The organism is Streptomyces sp. NPDC096205 (assembly GCF_044763135.1).
Classification (GTDB): domain Bacteria; phylum Actinomycetota; class Actinomycetes; order Streptomycetales; family Streptomycetaceae; genus Streptomyces.
The window spans coordinates 1,391,038-1,405,106 of sequence record NZ_JBIWFS010000001.1 but is presented as its reverse complement, the minus strand read 5'-3'; the positions used below and the strand labels follow the sequence as shown (position 1 = coordinate 1,405,106).

At 71.1% G+C, this 14,069-nt stretch carries 15 protein-coding genes; 11 read left to right on the top strand and 4 right to left on the bottom strand.

Features of this window, described 5'->3' with window-relative positions; all coding sequences use genetic code 11:
• Nucleotides 1-395: 395 nt before the first annotated feature.
• Both ACIQ6Y_RS05905 and ACIQ6Y_RS05900 read right to left on the bottom strand, forming a co-directional pair.
• Entirely contained in the window at nt 396-1,715 is a 1,320-nt protein-coding gene (locus tag ACIQ6Y_RS05905; RefSeq protein WP_404033443.1) for a D-arabinono-1,4-lactone oxidase, read from the bottom strand.
• Entirely contained in the window at nt 1,675-2,913 is a 1,239-nt protein-coding gene (locus tag ACIQ6Y_RS05900; protein WP_404033441.1) for an MFS transporter, read from the bottom strand. Before ACIQ6Y_RS05900 ends, ACIQ6Y_RS05905 begins: the two co-directional genes overlap by 41 nt.
• Before the next feature lie 181 nt (nt 2,914-3,094).
• On the opposite strand from ACIQ6Y_RS05900, the gene ACIQ6Y_RS05895 reads away from it, so the two are divergent.
• Nucleotides 3,095-4,222, top strand: a complete 1,128-nt coding sequence (locus ACIQ6Y_RS05895) for a ferrochelatase (protein WP_404033439.1) — start codon at nt 3,095-3,097, stop codon at nt 4,220-4,222.
• Between the two features lie 8 nt (nt 4,223-4,230).
• On the top strand, nt 4,231-5,061 hold the full coding sequence (locus ACIQ6Y_RS05890; protein WP_404033437.1) for an inositol monophosphatase family protein: 831 nt from the start codon (nt 4,231-4,233) through the stop codon (nt 5,059-5,061).
• 85 nt (nt 5,062-5,146) lie between these two features.
• Here ACIQ6Y_RS05890 and ACIQ6Y_RS05885 read toward each other — a convergent pair whose 3' ends face one another.
• Nucleotides 5,147-5,320, bottom strand: coding sequence for a hypothetical protein (locus tag ACIQ6Y_RS05885; RefSeq protein ID WP_404033435.1), 174 nt, complete (start codon nt 5,318-5,320; stop codon nt 5,147-5,149).
• A 507-nt stretch (nt 5,321-5,827) separates the two neighbouring features.
• On the opposite strand from ACIQ6Y_RS05885, the gene ACIQ6Y_RS05880 reads away from it, so the two are divergent.
• The 4 genes from ACIQ6Y_RS05880 to ACIQ6Y_RS05865 all read left to right on the top strand — a co-directional run bounded on the left by ACIQ6Y_RS05880 (nt 5,828) and on the right by ACIQ6Y_RS05865 (nt 9,499).
• Nucleotides 5,828-6,481, top strand: a complete 654-nt coding sequence (locus ACIQ6Y_RS05880) for a response regulator transcription factor (RefSeq protein WP_003993508.1) — start codon at nt 5,828-5,830, stop codon at nt 6,479-6,481.
• A gap of 6 nt (nt 6,482-6,487) precedes the next feature.
• Nucleotides 6,488-7,735: a sensor histidine kinase gene (locus ACIQ6Y_RS05875; RefSeq protein ID WP_404033433.1), complete on the top strand. Its 1,248-nt coding sequence runs from the start codon at nt 6,488-6,490 to the stop codon at nt 7,733-7,735.
• A gap of 395 nt (nt 7,736-8,130) precedes the next feature.
• Nucleotides 8,131-8,427 carry a DUF4193 domain-containing protein gene (locus tag ACIQ6Y_RS05870; RefSeq protein WP_043504706.1) on the top strand — a complete coding sequence of 99 codons (297 nt, stop codon included), beginning with the start codon at nt 8,131-8,133 and terminating at the stop codon, nt 8,425-8,427.
• A gap of 13 nt (nt 8,428-8,440) precedes the next feature.
• The gene (locus ACIQ6Y_RS05865; protein ID WP_404033431.1) at nt 8,441-9,499 is read left to right on the top strand and encodes a hypothetical protein; all 1,059 of its coding nucleotides are present in this window, start codon (nt 8,441-8,443) and stop codon (nt 9,497-9,499) included.
• A gap of 3 nt (nt 9,500-9,502) precedes the next feature.
• Here the strand turns inward: ACIQ6Y_RS05865 and ACIQ6Y_RS05860 are convergent, their stop codons facing one another.
• Nucleotides 9,503-9,967, bottom strand: a complete 465-nt coding sequence (locus tag ACIQ6Y_RS05860; RefSeq protein WP_404033429.1) for a DUF3093 domain-containing protein — start codon at nt 9,965-9,967, stop codon at nt 9,503-9,505.
• Between the two features lie 58 nt (nt 9,968-10,025).
• Here ACIQ6Y_RS05860 and ACIQ6Y_RS05855 point away from each other — a divergent pair, with 58 nt between their 5' ends.
• The 5 genes from ACIQ6Y_RS05855 to ACIQ6Y_RS05835 all read left to right on the top strand — a co-directional run bounded on the left by ACIQ6Y_RS05855 (nt 10,026) and on the right by ACIQ6Y_RS05835 (nt 14,045).
• Nucleotides 10,026-10,610, top strand: a complete 585-nt coding sequence (locus ACIQ6Y_RS05855) for a PaaI family thioesterase (RefSeq protein ID WP_404033427.1) — start codon at nt 10,026-10,028, stop codon at nt 10,608-10,610.
• On the top strand, nt 10,607-11,179 hold the full coding sequence (dut, locus tag ACIQ6Y_RS05850) for a dUTP diphosphatase (RefSeq protein ID WP_404033425.1): 573 nt from the start codon (nt 10,607-10,609) through the stop codon (nt 11,177-11,179). The genes ACIQ6Y_RS05855 and dut overlap by 4 nt, the downstream gene beginning before the upstream one ends.
• Nucleotide 11,180: 1 nt before the next feature.
• Nucleotides 11,181-11,951: a DUF3710 domain-containing protein gene (locus tag ACIQ6Y_RS05845; RefSeq protein ID WP_404033423.1), complete on the top strand. Its 771-nt coding sequence runs from the start codon at nt 11,181-11,183 to the stop codon at nt 11,949-11,951.
• 169 nt (nt 11,952-12,120) lie between these two features.
• Nucleotides 12,121-13,290: an alginate lyase family protein gene (locus ACIQ6Y_RS05840; protein ID WP_404033421.1), complete on the top strand. Its 1,170-nt coding sequence runs from the start codon at nt 12,121-12,123 to the stop codon at nt 13,288-13,290.
• A gap of 62 nt (nt 13,291-13,352) precedes the next feature.
• Nucleotides 13,353-14,045, top strand: a complete 693-nt coding sequence (locus ACIQ6Y_RS05835) for an ABC transporter ATP-binding protein (protein ID WP_404033419.1) — start codon at nt 13,353-13,355, stop codon at nt 14,043-14,045.
• Nucleotides 14,046-14,069 lie beyond the last annotated feature (24 nt).

The window sequence follows — 14,069 nt, the reverse complement described above, 5'->3', positions numbered from 1 at the left end:
TCCGTCACCCTGTGCAACTAGCCCCCTCCCGGCGGTCCTTGAAGGCCCCGACACCCTGGCGGGAGACCGGACCCAGGGCTCGCAACAGTACTCCATTCGGGCCATCTGCGTGGATGACCGTGCCGCTCAACTTCCCCCGGAGCGCGGGAGTGGGGCGCCTTGGGCGGATTTCTCGATCTTGAGCGTGGCGTACTTCACGTAATCGCCGGAAACGGAACTAACCCTTTCGTCCGTACGTACTTCTTCCAGCACTTCTCCCAGCGCACGCGCGGGCAGATCCGTGACACGACCGCGAGCGGCCGCCCGTCCGAGCCGCAAACCCGTCGGGACGGGGGGCGTCCGGCACCTCCGACGAGCCGACGCCCGAGGCGAGTTCGGGCCCCTCGCGCATGCCGCTACGCCCCCAGAACCCGGCGCAAGTAGTCGTTCTGGAACAGCCGTTGCGGGTCCAGCCGGTCCCGCAGTGCCGTGAACTCGTCGAAGCGCGGATAGACCCCGGCGAGGTACTCCGCGTCGCGTGTGTGCACCTTGCCCCAGTGCGGGCGTCCCTCGTGCGCGGTGAAGATGCGCTCGGCGGCGGTGAAGTACGCCTGGTAGGGCGTGCCGCGGAACATGTGCACGGCGATGTAGGCGCTGTCCCTGCCCGACGCGGTGGACAGCGTGATGTCGTCGGCCGGGGCCGTGCGCACCTCCACCGGGAAGCTGACCCGCAGCGGGGACCGGTCGACCATCGCCTTCAGCTCGCGCAAGGTGTCGACCAGGGCCTCGCGCGGGACGGCGTACTCCATCTCCACGAACCGCACGCGGCGCGGCGAGGTGAAGACCTTGTACGGGATGTCGGTGTAGGTCCGCGCGGACAGCGCTGTGCTGGAGATCCGGGCGATCGTGGGGATCGTGCCCGGCGCCGCGCGGCCGACCCACTGGGCCGCCTGGAAGACGCCGTTGGAGAGGAACTCGTCCTCGAACCAGCCCGCGACCCGGCCCACCGGACGCTCGGGGCCCGCGCTGCGGTTGTTGCGCTTGGTGCTGGTGTTCCCGGTGTGCGGGAACCAGTAGAACTCGAAGTGCTCGTTCTCGGCCCACAGTTCGTCGAACTCGGCGAGGACCCTCTCCAGCGGCATCGGCTCCTCCCGCGCGGTGAGCAGGAAGACCGGCTCCACGGCGAAGGTGATCGCGGTGACGATGCCGAGGGCGCCCAGGCCGATCCGGGCGGCCGCGAAGACGTCCGGGTTCTCCTTCTCCGAGCAGGCCAGCACCGAGCCGTCGGCCAGGACCAGTTCCAGGCCCTTGATCTGCGCGGCGATGGAGGCCGACTCCCGGCCCGTGCCGTGGGTGCCGGTGCTGATGGCGCCGGAGACCGTCTGCTCCATGATGTCGCCCATGTTGGTGAGCGACAGGCCCTCGCGCGCGAGCGCCATGTTGAGTCTCTTGAGCGGGGTGCCCGCCTCCACCGTGACCGTCATGGATTCCCGGTCGATGGTGCGTATACCCGTCAACAGTTGAGGGCGTATCAATACACCGTCGGTCGCGGCTATGGACGTGAAGGAGTGCCCCGTGCCGACGGGTTTGACCTTCAGCCCGTCCTGCGCCGCCGCGCGGACGACCGCCGAGAGTTCCTCGACGGAGGCGGGTGTGGCCTCCCGCGCGGGGCGGGCACTGACATTGCCGCCCCAGTTACGCCACGTGCCGCTCTTCCCGCTCGCTGTGCTGCTCAACGGTGCCTCCCCGACCCGGAGCCGGCCTGCCGAGCCGGCGGTAGCCCAGGAAACCCACCGCGACCGCGACGGCCCCGGCGACGGCCGGAACCCCGTACCCGGCGCGCGCGCCCGAGGCGTCGATCACCCAGCCCGCCATGGAGGAGCCGAGCGCGACCCCCACCGCGAGACCGGTGCTCACCCAGGTCATGCCCTCGGTCAGCTGCGCGCGTGGTACGTGCTGCTCGATGAGGGACATGGTGGTGATCATCGTGGGAGCGATGGCCAGACCCGCAACGAACAGCGCCACGGCCAGAAACGGCAAGTTTCCGACCAGTAGGAGGGGGATCATACTCACGGCCATCGCGCAGACACCCAGCAGCCAGCGACGTTCGGGCGCCCCCTTGAAGTGCAGCAGCCCGAACACCGCCCCCGCGACACAGGATCCGGCCGCGTACACCGCGAGGACGACGCTCGCCGCGCCCTTGTGGCCGCGTTCGTCGGCGAAGGCCACGGTGACCACGTCGACCGCGCCGAAGATGGTGCCGGTCGCCGCGAAGGTGCCCACCAGCACCTGCAGTCCGCGCGAGCGCAGGGCCGTGCCGCCGCCGTGCTGCGCGCGCGGGTGCGGGGCCGGCTCGGTGGCACGCTGCGCGGTCAGCCAGAAGACACCCACCGCGAGGAAGCACGCGGCGAGCAGCGGGCCGGCCTCCGGGAACCAGGCCGTGGACAGGCCGATGGAGAAGATCGGCCCGAAGATGAAGCAGACCTCGTCCACCACGGACTCGAAGGAGTACGCGGTGTGCAGCTGCGGAGTGCCCCGGTACAGGGTCGCCCAGCGCGCCCGGATCATCGCGCCGACGCTCGGCACGCAGCCGATGCCCACACAGGCCGCGAACAGCACCCAGTCCGGCCACTCGTAGTGCGCGGCCAGCAGCAGCACGGCCGCCGCGCACAGCGACACCAGCGTCGCCGGGCGCAGCACCCTGCGCTGCCCGTACTGGTCGACCAGGCGCGAGACCTGCGGTCCGGCCACCGCCGCGGCCAGCGCGATGGTCGCCGACAGCGCACCGGCGAGGCCGTAGCGCCCGGTCAGCTGGGAGACCATCGTGACCACGCCGATGCCCATCATCGACAGCGGCATACGGCCGAGGAACCCCGCCGCGGAGAAGCCCTTGGTGCCTGGGGCAACGAACAGGGCGCGATAGGGGCTGGGCACAGGGCACTCCGGGGGCTCGGCAGGGCGTCTTCGCACGACTTCAGGGCACGGCTTCTCGGCACGGTCGCTCGGTAAGGCGCGAAGACAGTCCTTACAGCTTACGAGTTAGGTGACCCTAATGCACCCCGTTCTCCGGGCGGCCGTTTCCCGGCTGTCAGTGGCGGGTGGCAGGATCGGAGGCATGCCAGACGCGCTCGATGCCAGCCCCTACGACGCCCTGCTCCTGCTCTCCTTCGGCGGACCCGAGGGCCCCGACGACGTGGTCCCGTTCCTGGAGAACGTGACGCGCGGCCGGGGCATCCCCAAGGAACGCCTCAAGGAAGTCGGGCAGCACTACTTCCTGTTCGGCGGGGTCAGCCCCATCAACGACCAGAACCGCGCCCTGCTCGACGCCCTGCGCAAGGACTTCGCGGAGCACGGTCTGGACCTGCCGGTCTACTGGGGCAACCGCAACTGGGCGCCGTATCTGACCGACACCCTGCGCGAGATGGTCGCCGACGGCCGGCGCCGTGTCCTCGTCCTGGCCACCAGCGCGTACGCCTCCTACTCGGGCTGCCGTCAGTACCGCGAGAACCTCGCCGACGCGCTCGCCGCGCTGGAGTCGGAGGGACTCCCGCTGCCGCAGATCGACAAGCTGCGGCACTACTTCAACCACCCGGGCTTCGTCGAGCCGATGATCGAGGGTGTCCTGGCGTCCCTCGCCGACCTGCCCGAGGACGTCCGCGACGGCGCCGAGATCGCCTTCACGACGCACTCCATCCCGAACTCCGCGGCCGACGCCTCCGGCCCCGCCCCGGACCACGGCGACGGCGGCGCGTACGTCGCCCAGCACCTGGACGTGGCCCGGCTGATCGCCGACGCCGTCCGCGAGCGCACCGGCGTCGACCACCCCTGGCAGCTCGTCTACCAGTCCCGCTCCGGCGCCCCGCACATCCCCTGGCTGGAGCCCGACATCTGCGACCACCTGGAGGAGAGGCACGCCGCCGGGGTGCCGGCCGTCGTCATGGCGCCGATCGGCTTCGTCTCCGACCACATGGAGGTCCTGTACGACCTCGACACCGAGGCCACGGCCAAGGCGGCGGAGCTGGGCCTGCCGGTCCGCCGCTCGGCCACCGTCGGGGCCGACCCGCGCTTCGCCGCCGCCGTGCGCGACCTGATCCTGGAGCGCGCCGCCGTCGAGAGCGGCCAGGAGGTCACGCCCTGCGCCCTGGGCGCGCTCGGCCCGAGCCACCACCTGTGCCCCGTGGGCTGCTGCCCGGCCCGTGCCCCGCGCCCGGCCGCCGCGGGCGCCGACAGCCCCTACGCCTGAGGAGCGACGTGACCGACGCCCAGCACACCGACGCCCTGCACTCGGAACTGCTCGACCTCGCCCGTGAGGCCGCCCGCCGGGCCGGCGCCCTGCTGCGGGACGGACGCCCCGCCGACCTCGCGGTGGCCGCCACCAAGTCCAGCCCCATCGACGTCGTCACCGAGATGGACATCGCCGCGGAGAAGCTGATCACCGGCTTCCTCTCCGAGCACCGCCCCGAGGACGGGTTCCTCGGCGAGGAGGGCGCCTCCAGCGAGGGCAGCTCGGGCGTGCGCTGGGTGATCGACCCGCTCGACGGCACGGTGAACTACCTCTACGGGCTGCCGACCTGGTCGGTGTCCATCGCCGCCGAGCAGGACGGCGAGACCGTCGTCGGCGTCGTGGAGATCCCGATGCGCGGCGAGACGCACAGCGCGGTCGTCGGCCGCGGGGCGTGGGCCACCGGCGCCTGGGAGGGCGAGCGGGCCCTCGCCTGCCGCCCGGCACCGCCGCTGGACCAGGCGCTGGTCTCCACCGGCTTCAACTACGTCACCGAGGTGCGGACCCATCAGGCCGAGGTGGCGCACCGGCTGATCCCGCTGGTGCGGGACATCCGGCGCGGCGGCTCGGCCGCGGTCGACCTGTGCGACCTGGCCGCCGGCCGTCTCGACGGCTACTACGAGCGCGGTCTGAACGCGTGGGACATCGCCGCGGGGGACCTGATCGCCCGTGAGGCGGGCGCCCTGACCGGAGGACGCCCCGCTGAGCGCCCGGGACGCGCCCTGACGGTCGCCGCCACCCCGGGCGTCTTCGAGCCCCTCCAGCGCCTGCTGGAGGACTTCGGCGCCTGGCACGACTGAGACCCCGTCCGAGGCCCTCGCCGACACAGCGGCGGGCCCCCGGCGCTGGATTCGCCGGGGGCCCGCCACTGGTCGGCCGAGCTCGTCAGACGCTGTACGCGCCGACCTCCACACCGTGTTCGGCGGCGAGGCGGCGCAGGTCGTCGAGCTCGCCCTGCTCCACCTCGACGAGGAAGTCGTCGCCCTCGTCCAGGGCCCGCGTCAGGTCGGACTCGGTCGCCTTTATGCGCTGCAGAAGTCCTGCGGTGAATGCGTCCATGCTGCGCCCCCTCGTCCTGGGTCGTGGGTCTGTGGCACGGGGGTGTGCCGTTCGGAAGGGGCGATCACGTCTCCACGGATGCCCGGCGCAGCCGTGCCGGGCGGCGACGGTGCCGGACACCCACGCCCGCTCTGCGGCAAGCGGACCGAGGCGTACCGCATGGTGCTGCGGCACTGGCAGAGCGTGATCGCGGGGTGTAGAACCCGTCCTCCCCGCGCTCCATTCCGCGGAAACCTCAACCGCTGGAGAAAATCTGGCATTCCCGCCCCGGCACACCACTGTCCCCGGCCCCGCCACCTCCCGCTCATCTGCCCCTTCCGGCCCGCCCACCTGGCTCTTCCCGCCCGCTTGTCCGGCTCTTCGCTCCCGCTCGCCCTGCCTGCGTGCCCGCCCACCTCGCCTTACCGCCGACTTATGGCCGAAAAGGGCAGGATGGAGGCCAACACACCCACGACCCCCTGCCCGCGCGCGCTCCGCTACGCGGGTGGACACAGGAAGGACAGCGACGTGCGCGTACTCGTCGTCGAGGACGAGCAACTGCTCGCCGATGCGGTGGCCACCGGACTGCGCCGGGAGGCCATGGCCGTCGACGTCGTGTACGACGGTGCGGCCGCCCTGGAGCGCATCGGCGTCAACGACTACGACGTGGTCGTCCTCGACCGCGACCTGCCCCTGGTGCACGGCGACGACGTCTGCCGGAAGATCGTCGAGCTGGGCATGCCCACGCGCGTGCTGATGCTCACGGCCTCCGGCGACGTCAGCGACCGCGTCGAGGGCCTGGAGATCGGCGCCGACGACTACCTGCCCAAGCCCTTCGCCTTCAGCGAGCTGATCGCGCGCGTGCGCGCCCTCGGCCGGCGCACCAGCGTGCCCCTGCCGCCCGTCCTGGAGCGGGCCGGCATCAAGCTCGACCCCAACCGCCGCGAGGTCTTCCGCGACGGCAAGGAGGTCCAGCTGGCGCCGAAGGAGTTCGCCGTGCTGGAGGTGCTGATGCGCTCCGAGGGCGCGGTGGTCTCCGCCGAGCAGCTCCTGGAGAAGGCCTGGGACGAGAACACCGACCCGTTCACCAACGTCGTCCGGGTCACCGTCATGACCCTGCGCCGCAAGCTGGGCGAGCCCCCGGTCATCGTCACCGTGCCCGGCTCCGGCTACCGGATCTGATCACCCGTGGCCACGACTCCCGCGCCTCCCCAGGCGCCCCCGAAACCCACCTGGGACCCCCGAAGGCCGGAACCGCCCTTCCCCTGGCTGCGCCCGACCATCCGCATACGGCTCACGCTGCTGTACGGCGGCATGTTCCTGATCGCCGGCATTCTGCTGCTGTCGATCATCTACCTGCTGGCGGCGCAGGCGCTGAACTCGGGCAACGAGCCCCTGTTCAAGATCGTCGGCGGCAAGGCGATCGAGGTCACCAGCGACAGCTGCCCCGCGATCAACACCGACAACCTCCCGCTGAGTGCCTTCAACGACGCGATCAGCGCGTGCATCGACCAGCAGCGCCGGGTCGCCCTGGACCGTCTGCTCAGCCGCTCCCTGCTGGCCCTCCTCGGCCTCGCCGTGATCGCGTTCGCCTTCGGCTACGCCATGGCCGGCCGGGTCCTGTCGCCGCTGGGCCGCATCACCCGCACCGCCCGCGCGGTGGCCGGCTCCGATCTGTCGCGCCGGATCGAGCTGGACGGCCCGGACGACGAGCTCAAGGAACTGGCCGACACCTTCGACGACATGCTGGAGCGCCTGCAGCGGGCCTTCACCGCCCAGCAGCGCTTCGTCGGCAACGCCTCGCACGAACTGCGCACGCCGCTGGCGATCAATCGCACGCTGCTGGAGGTGCATCTGTCCGACCCGAACGCGCCGGTGGAGCTCCAGCAGCTCGGCAAGACGCTGCTGGCCACCAACGAGCGCAGCGAGCAGCTCGTGGAGGGCCTGCTGCTGCTCGCCCGCAGCGACAACCAGATCGTCGAGCGCGGGCCCGTCGACCTGGCGGAGGTGGCCTCCCAGGCCGTCGACCAGGTGCATGCCGAGGCCGAGGCCAAGGGTGTGGAGCTCCGCGGCAAGCGGGAGCCCGCGCTCGTGCAGGGCAACGGCGTGCTGCTGGAGCGGATCGCGCTGAACCTGGTGCAGAACGCGGTGCGGTACAACATCCCCGAGAACGGCTGGGTCGAGGTCACCACCGAGGTCCAGCACGGGCAGGCGGTGCTGGTCGTCTCCAACACGGGGCCGGTCGTGCCGGCGTACGAGATCGACAACATCTTCGAGCCGTTCCGGCGACTGCGCACCGAGCGCACCGGAAGCGACAAGGGAGTGGGCCTGGGCCTGTCCATCGTGCGGTCCGTGGCCCGGGCGCACGGGGGGCATATCTCGGCCCAGCCGAGGGACGGCGGTGGACTCACGATGCGGGTCACGCTGCCGGTCTGAGATCATGTCGCCGACACACGCGAGGATGTTCGCTTTGCGCGGAATTTTCCGGGCACTCGGGAAGCTTCATCGTGTGTGATCGATCACAAGGGCGAATTTCCAGCCATCTACTCTCCGTGATCATGCAGGCTGTCGGAAAGTCGGGAAAATCCGTGTTTTCCGGGGTCCTGATCACGGGAAGTACACGGGGAGGCGCCTTTGAACTGCAGTGATAGGGCCGTGTACGGTCCCGATCGCCACCTAAACCGATCACTCGTGAGGAGTCGGGTTGGGTGTCGATTGAGTAACAGACCTTGATGTGAGGCAAAATCTCCGCCTCAGGTCGGGCACAAGTCCGGCCTCTCACGCGTTACGTGCGCTGGAGACACCGCAGACACCCGGAGGGGGAGAGCGACATGGCAACCGATTACGACACCCCACGCAAGACCGACGACGACGTGGACTCGGACAGCCTGGAAGAGCTGAAGGCCCGGCGGAACGACAAGTCCGCGTCGTCCGTAGACGTCGACGAGTTCGAGGCGGCAGAGGGACTGGAGCTGCCCGGCGCGGACCTCTCCAACGAGGAGCTGGCCGTCCGTGTCCTGCCCAAGCAGCAGGACGAGTTCACCTGCATGAGCTGCTTCCTGGTTCATCACCGCAGCCAGCTGGCCCGCGAGAAGAACGGCCAGCCGATCTGCCGCGACTGCGACTGAGGCCGGGTCGGCCGTGACTGGCTCGACCCCACCTCGGAAGCGCCGCTTCTCCTTCGGGAAAGCGGACCCCGGGCCGTCCGACGGCCCGTACGGCGTGCGTGACGACGAGTGGGGCTCATCCACGGGGGGACCGGTTCCGGAAGAACCGGCTCCCACGGACAGGGCTGTCCCCGAAGGGGGCACCACTGTCCCGGAAACGGACCTGGCGGTCCCGGAACCGGCCCCTACGGGAACGGTTCTGCCGGGACAGGTCCACCGTGGATCGGCCTCGCTCGAAGCGGCCGGTGATCCGACCGGCCTCCCGGCACCGGCGCAGACTCCCGCGCCCGCCGCTCGGCGGCGGAGCGCGGTCGTCCGTGAGCGTGCCCGGGAACTGGCCAGGGAAGGCGCCCGAAGGGGCGGCAGCCGGGCCAGGGCCGGCCTGGCGTACATCGCCGACCGGATCATCGACAACGCGCCCAGAATCCCCGTACGCGACCTCGCCACGCTGCGCCGGCAATTCCCGGGCCTCGGGCCCGAGCAGCTCGCCGACAAGCTGGTGGCGGGCGCGGCCAACGCGTCCGCGACGGTCGGTGCGGGCGTCGGCGCGGCGGCCATGCTGCCCGTGCCGCCCGCCATGCCGGCGGAGCTGGCCGCGGAGATCACCGGGGTCGCGGCGATCGAGCTCAAGCTGATCGCCGAGCTCCACGAGATCTACGGCGTACGACCGCCCGGCTCCCTCATGGAGCGCAGCACCGCCTACCTGCGCTCATGGTCGGGCGAGCGCGGCGTCGACGTACTGAAACCGACGTCGGTGAACACCGCCCTCGGCGGTCCTATGAAGCGCGAGCTGCGCCAGCAGATCATGAAGCGCATGGTGCGCGACCTGCCGAACCTGATGCCGTTCATGGTGGGCGCCGCGGTCGGTGCGGTCATGAACCGCCGCGACACCAAGAAACTCGCCGCCCGCATCCGCGCGGACCTGCGCAAGCTCCAGGTGCCCTGGGACGCCCTGCCCGAGTTGCCCGCACTGGAACAGCCGGCGAAGCCGCTCGAGATCGGCGACATCTCCAGAGAGCTGGGCGGCCACTGACTCCTAGGAGGCCGTGGCCCTGGCCGTGCGGATCGCCTCGGCCAGTCGGTCCGGCTCCCGCGTCGACAGGTACAGGTACGGCGTCGGGTCGGCCGGGTCGGTGACCTCGACCTTCAGCGCCGTCGGGATGTAGGCGCGCAGCAGCAGGAAGGCGCGGGTGTCGGCCTTGTAGGTGCGCCAGGCGCGCGCCTCCTCGGGGTCCAGGATCTCCGTCTCGCCCAGCGCCGTCACCGGGAGCCTGGCCTCGCCCGCGATCAGCGAGCCGTTCACCACGCGGATGCGCACCGAGCCGTAGGAGCTGGCCACGACCGCCGCGGCGGCGGTGCCGCCGGCCAGGCCGCCGAGCATCGGCAGCGTGCCGAACGGCAGCAGGATCAGGGCCAGCGAGACGCCGACCAGAAAGCTGACCAGCCACCACGAGCGGGGGGCCGTGAGGCGTTCTTCGTACGGGGTGGCGGAGAGCTGCATGAAACCAAGCTTGGCACGGTGTCCTGACCACACCGACGCGCGGGTAAGGTCTGCGCCTGTGAGTGGTACTTCCGCAAGCCTTCAGCCGCCGGCCGACGCGGTGCAACCCGTACGGCACCCCGACGCGCCCGCGCCCGGGGAACTCCTCGGCGCCCACTACGGCCAGTGTTTCGGCTGTGGCGGTGAGCAGCCGCACGGGCTGCATCTGGCGGCCCGGGCCGGTGACGGCGTCAGCATCACGGCCGAGTTCACCGTGCAGAGTGCCCACCAGGGCGCGCCGGGCCTCGCGCACGGCGGTGTCCTCGCGACGGCCCTGGACGAGACGCTGGGTTCGCTGAACTGGCTGCTGCGCACGATCGCGGTGACCGGGCGTCTGGAGACCGACTTCCGGCGGCCGGTGCCGGTGGGCACCACGCTGTACCTGGAGGCCGAGGTCACGGCGGTCGCGGGCCGGAAGATCTACTCCACCGCCACGGGACGGATCGGCGGCCCGGACGGGCCGGTCGCGGTCCGCGCGGACGCCCTGTTCATCGAGGTGAAGGTCGACCACTTCATCGACAACGGCCGCCCGGAGGAGATCCAGGCCGCCATGAGCGACCCGGACCAGATCCGGCGGGCCCGTGCCTTCGAGGTGAACCCGTGAGCCGTCACCCCCGTCCAGAGCTCGACGTATTGATCCGGCGCGTCGATCCGGACGTACCGCTTCCGGCGTACGAGCACCCCGGGGACGCGGGTGCGGACCTGCGGACCACGCAGGCGTGCGAGCTGCAGCCCGGTGAGCGGGCGGTGTTGCCCACCGGGGTGTCCATCGCGCTCCCGGAGGGGTACGCGGCCTTCGTGCACCCTCGTTCCGGCCTCGCCGCCCGGTGCGGTGTCGCCCTGGTGAATGCCCCGGGGACGGTTGATGCCGGGTACCGTGGGGAGATCAAGGTGATCGTGGTGAATCTCGACCCGCGCGAGTCCGTGCGGTTCGAGCGCTTCGACCGGATTGCCCAACTGGTCGTCCAGCAGGTCGAGAAGGTCCGCTTCCAGGAGGTGGCGGAACTTCCCGGCTCGGCGCGGGCCGAGGGGGGCTTCGGGTCCACCGGCGGCCATGCCGCCGTGGGCGGCGAGAGCGGCACAACAAGCGGCACAAGCGGTCAGGCCGCCGAGGGCGGCACGACGGGTGGGAATCGATACGCTTCGGTCGTATCCGACCGGGAAGGACAGTGACGTGTTCGGACGTCGCAAGAAGAGGGATGCCGCCGATGGCGCGGCCGGCGAGGCCGAGCAGGTCGTCGACAGCGTCGACAGTGAGGCGTACGACAGCGCCGACGACGCCGGTCGCGAGCGCGTGAGGCTGGAGCCCGAGCCGCGCCCCGACGGGCCGTGGGACAGCACCGAGGTCCGCGAGCCCGGCGAGGGCCGGGTCGACCTGGGCGGCCTCTTCGTGCCCGGCGTCGACGGCATGGAGCTGCGGGTCGAGGTCGCGGGCGACGCGATCGTCGCGGCGACGGTCGTGCTGCGTGACAGCGCCATCCAGCTGCAGGCCTTCGCCGCCCCCAAGCGCGAGGGCATCTGGGGCGAGGTGCGCGAGGAGATCGGCGCCGGCATCACCCAGCAGGGCGGCATCATCGACGAGGTCGAGGGCCCCCTCGGCTGGGAGCTGCGCGCGCAGGTGCCGGTCCAGCTGCCGGACGGCACGGGCGGCTTCCAGGTCGTGCGGTTCGTCGGTGTGGACGGCCCGCGCTGGTTCCTGCGCGGTGTGATCTCCGGCCAGGGCGCGGTGCAGCCGCAGGCGGCCGGACTGCTGGAGCAGATCTTCCGTGACACGGTCGTGGTGCGCGGCGAGGGCCCGATGGCGCCCCGCGACCCGATCGTCCTGAAGCTGCCGAACGACGCGCAGATGGTCCCCGAGGGTGTCCAGCAGCAGGAGGAGGGCTCGCGCTTCTCCGGCGGCATGGGCCAGCTCCAGCGCGGCCCGGAGATCACCGAGGTCCGCTGAGTCCCGTACGTCCGCTGGGTCCCGTACGACGAAGGGCCGCACCCCATCGCGGGTGCGGCCCTTTCGCATGCCCGACCCCTTGACGGGCTATTGGTCTGTACCTATGGTCTCCGGCCAACGCCTACGTTCATAAAGGCGCTCCGCGTTCACATACAAGAACGGAGTCGCTATGCGTCGCACCCCACTGCTCGCCGTGGTGGCCTCACTGCTGCTCGGAGCCTTCACCGCGCCCGCCGCCCGGTCCGCCCCCACCACCTTCACGCACCCCGGCGTCACCGTCTCCCGCAGCCAGCTCGACTTCGCCCGCACCCAGGTCCTCGCCGGCGCCCAGCCCTGGAAGGGTGCCTTCGACCAGATGATGGCGAGCAGGTACGCCGACCAGAGCCGCGTCCCCAAGCCGCGCGCCGTCGTCGAGTGCGGCTCGTACTCGAACCCCAACTACGGCTGCACCGACGAGCGCGAGGACGCGATCGCCGCGTACACCAACGCGCTCGCCTGGTACATCACCCGCGAGCCACGCTACGCCCAGAAGGCCATCCAGCTCATGGACGCCTGGTCCGCCGTCATCCAGGACCACACCAACAGCAACGCGCCCCTGCAGACCGGCTGGGCGGGCTCCTCCTGGCCGAAGGCCGCCGAGATCATCAAGCACACCTACACCGGAGGCTGGGCGAACTCCGGCCGGTTCGCGACCATGCTCCGGAACGTCTACCTGCCCGAGATCATCAACGGCTCCAACTCCAACGGGAACTGGGAGCTGTCGATGATGGAGGCCGCCGTCGGCATCTCCGTCTTCCTGGAGGACAAGGCGTCGTACGACAAGGCCATGCAGAAGTTCCGCACCCGCACGGCCGCCTACGTCTACCTCGCCTCCGACGGCGAACTACCGAAGACCGTGCCGAGCCAGAACCTCGACACCCGCGACAAGATCGTCAAGTACTGGCAGGGCCAGACCACCTTCGTCACCGGCCTGACCCAGGAGACCTGCCGCGACCTCACCCACACCGGGTACGGCATCTCCGCCATCTCGCACGTCGCCGAGACCAGCCGGATCCAGGGCCAGGACCTGTACGGCACCGACGTCGGCGAGCGGCTGCGGCACGCGCTGGGGTTCCAGGCGAAGTACGAACTCGGCACCGCCGTCCCCGGCTGGCTCTGCGGTGGCACCCTGCACCTCGGGCTCGGCCCGGTCACCGAGGTCGGCCACAACGCCCTGCACAACCGGCTCGGCATCGCCATGACCAACACCCAGGCACTGACGGAACGCAACCGTCCGGCGGGCAGCAACAACCTGTTCGTCGCCTGGGAGACCCTCACGCACGGCGACAACCCGAACTGAACCGTTGATCGGCCGGGCGCCGGTCCGTGATACTGGCGCCCGGCCCACGGGGGAGGCACAGCATGAGCCAGGTCGTCACCGAGACCATGGTGCGCGTCACCGACGTCCACAAGACCTACGGCACCGGCGCCGCCGCCGTCCACGCCCTGCGCGGCGTCTCCTTCGAGCTGCGCCCCGGCGAGCTGGTCGCCCTCAAGGGCCGCTCGGGCTCGGGCAAGACGACCCTGCTGAACATCGTCGGCGGGCTCGACGCCCCCGACCGGGGCAGGATCGTCGTCGACGGGCACGAGCTGTCCGGGCTCGGCGAGCAGGGGCTGCTGGAGCTGCGCCGCGACCGCATCGGCTTCGTCTTCCAGTCCTTCGGGCTCATCCCCATCCTCACCGCCGCCGAGAACGTCGGCGTACCGCTGCGGCTGCGCCGGGCCGAGGTGCGCGAGCGCGAGGAACGCGTCGAGCTGCTCCTCGCCCTGGTGGGGCTCGGCGACCACGCCGCCCAGCGGCCCGGCGAGCTCTCCGGCGGCCAGCAGCAGCGCGTGGCCATCGCCCGTGCCCTCGCCAACAGCCCCGCCCTGCTCATCGCCGACGAGCCGACCGCCCAGCTCGACGTGGAGACCGGGCACGCCGTGATGGAGCTGCTGAGGGCCGTCGTGCGCAGCGAAAGTGTCACCGCGCTGGTCGCCACCCACGACACGACCCTGCTGGACCTCGCCGACCGGGTGCTGGAGCTGCGAGACGGCGAGATCAGCGAGGGGTGAGGGCCGCAGAGCCAGGGGGTACTG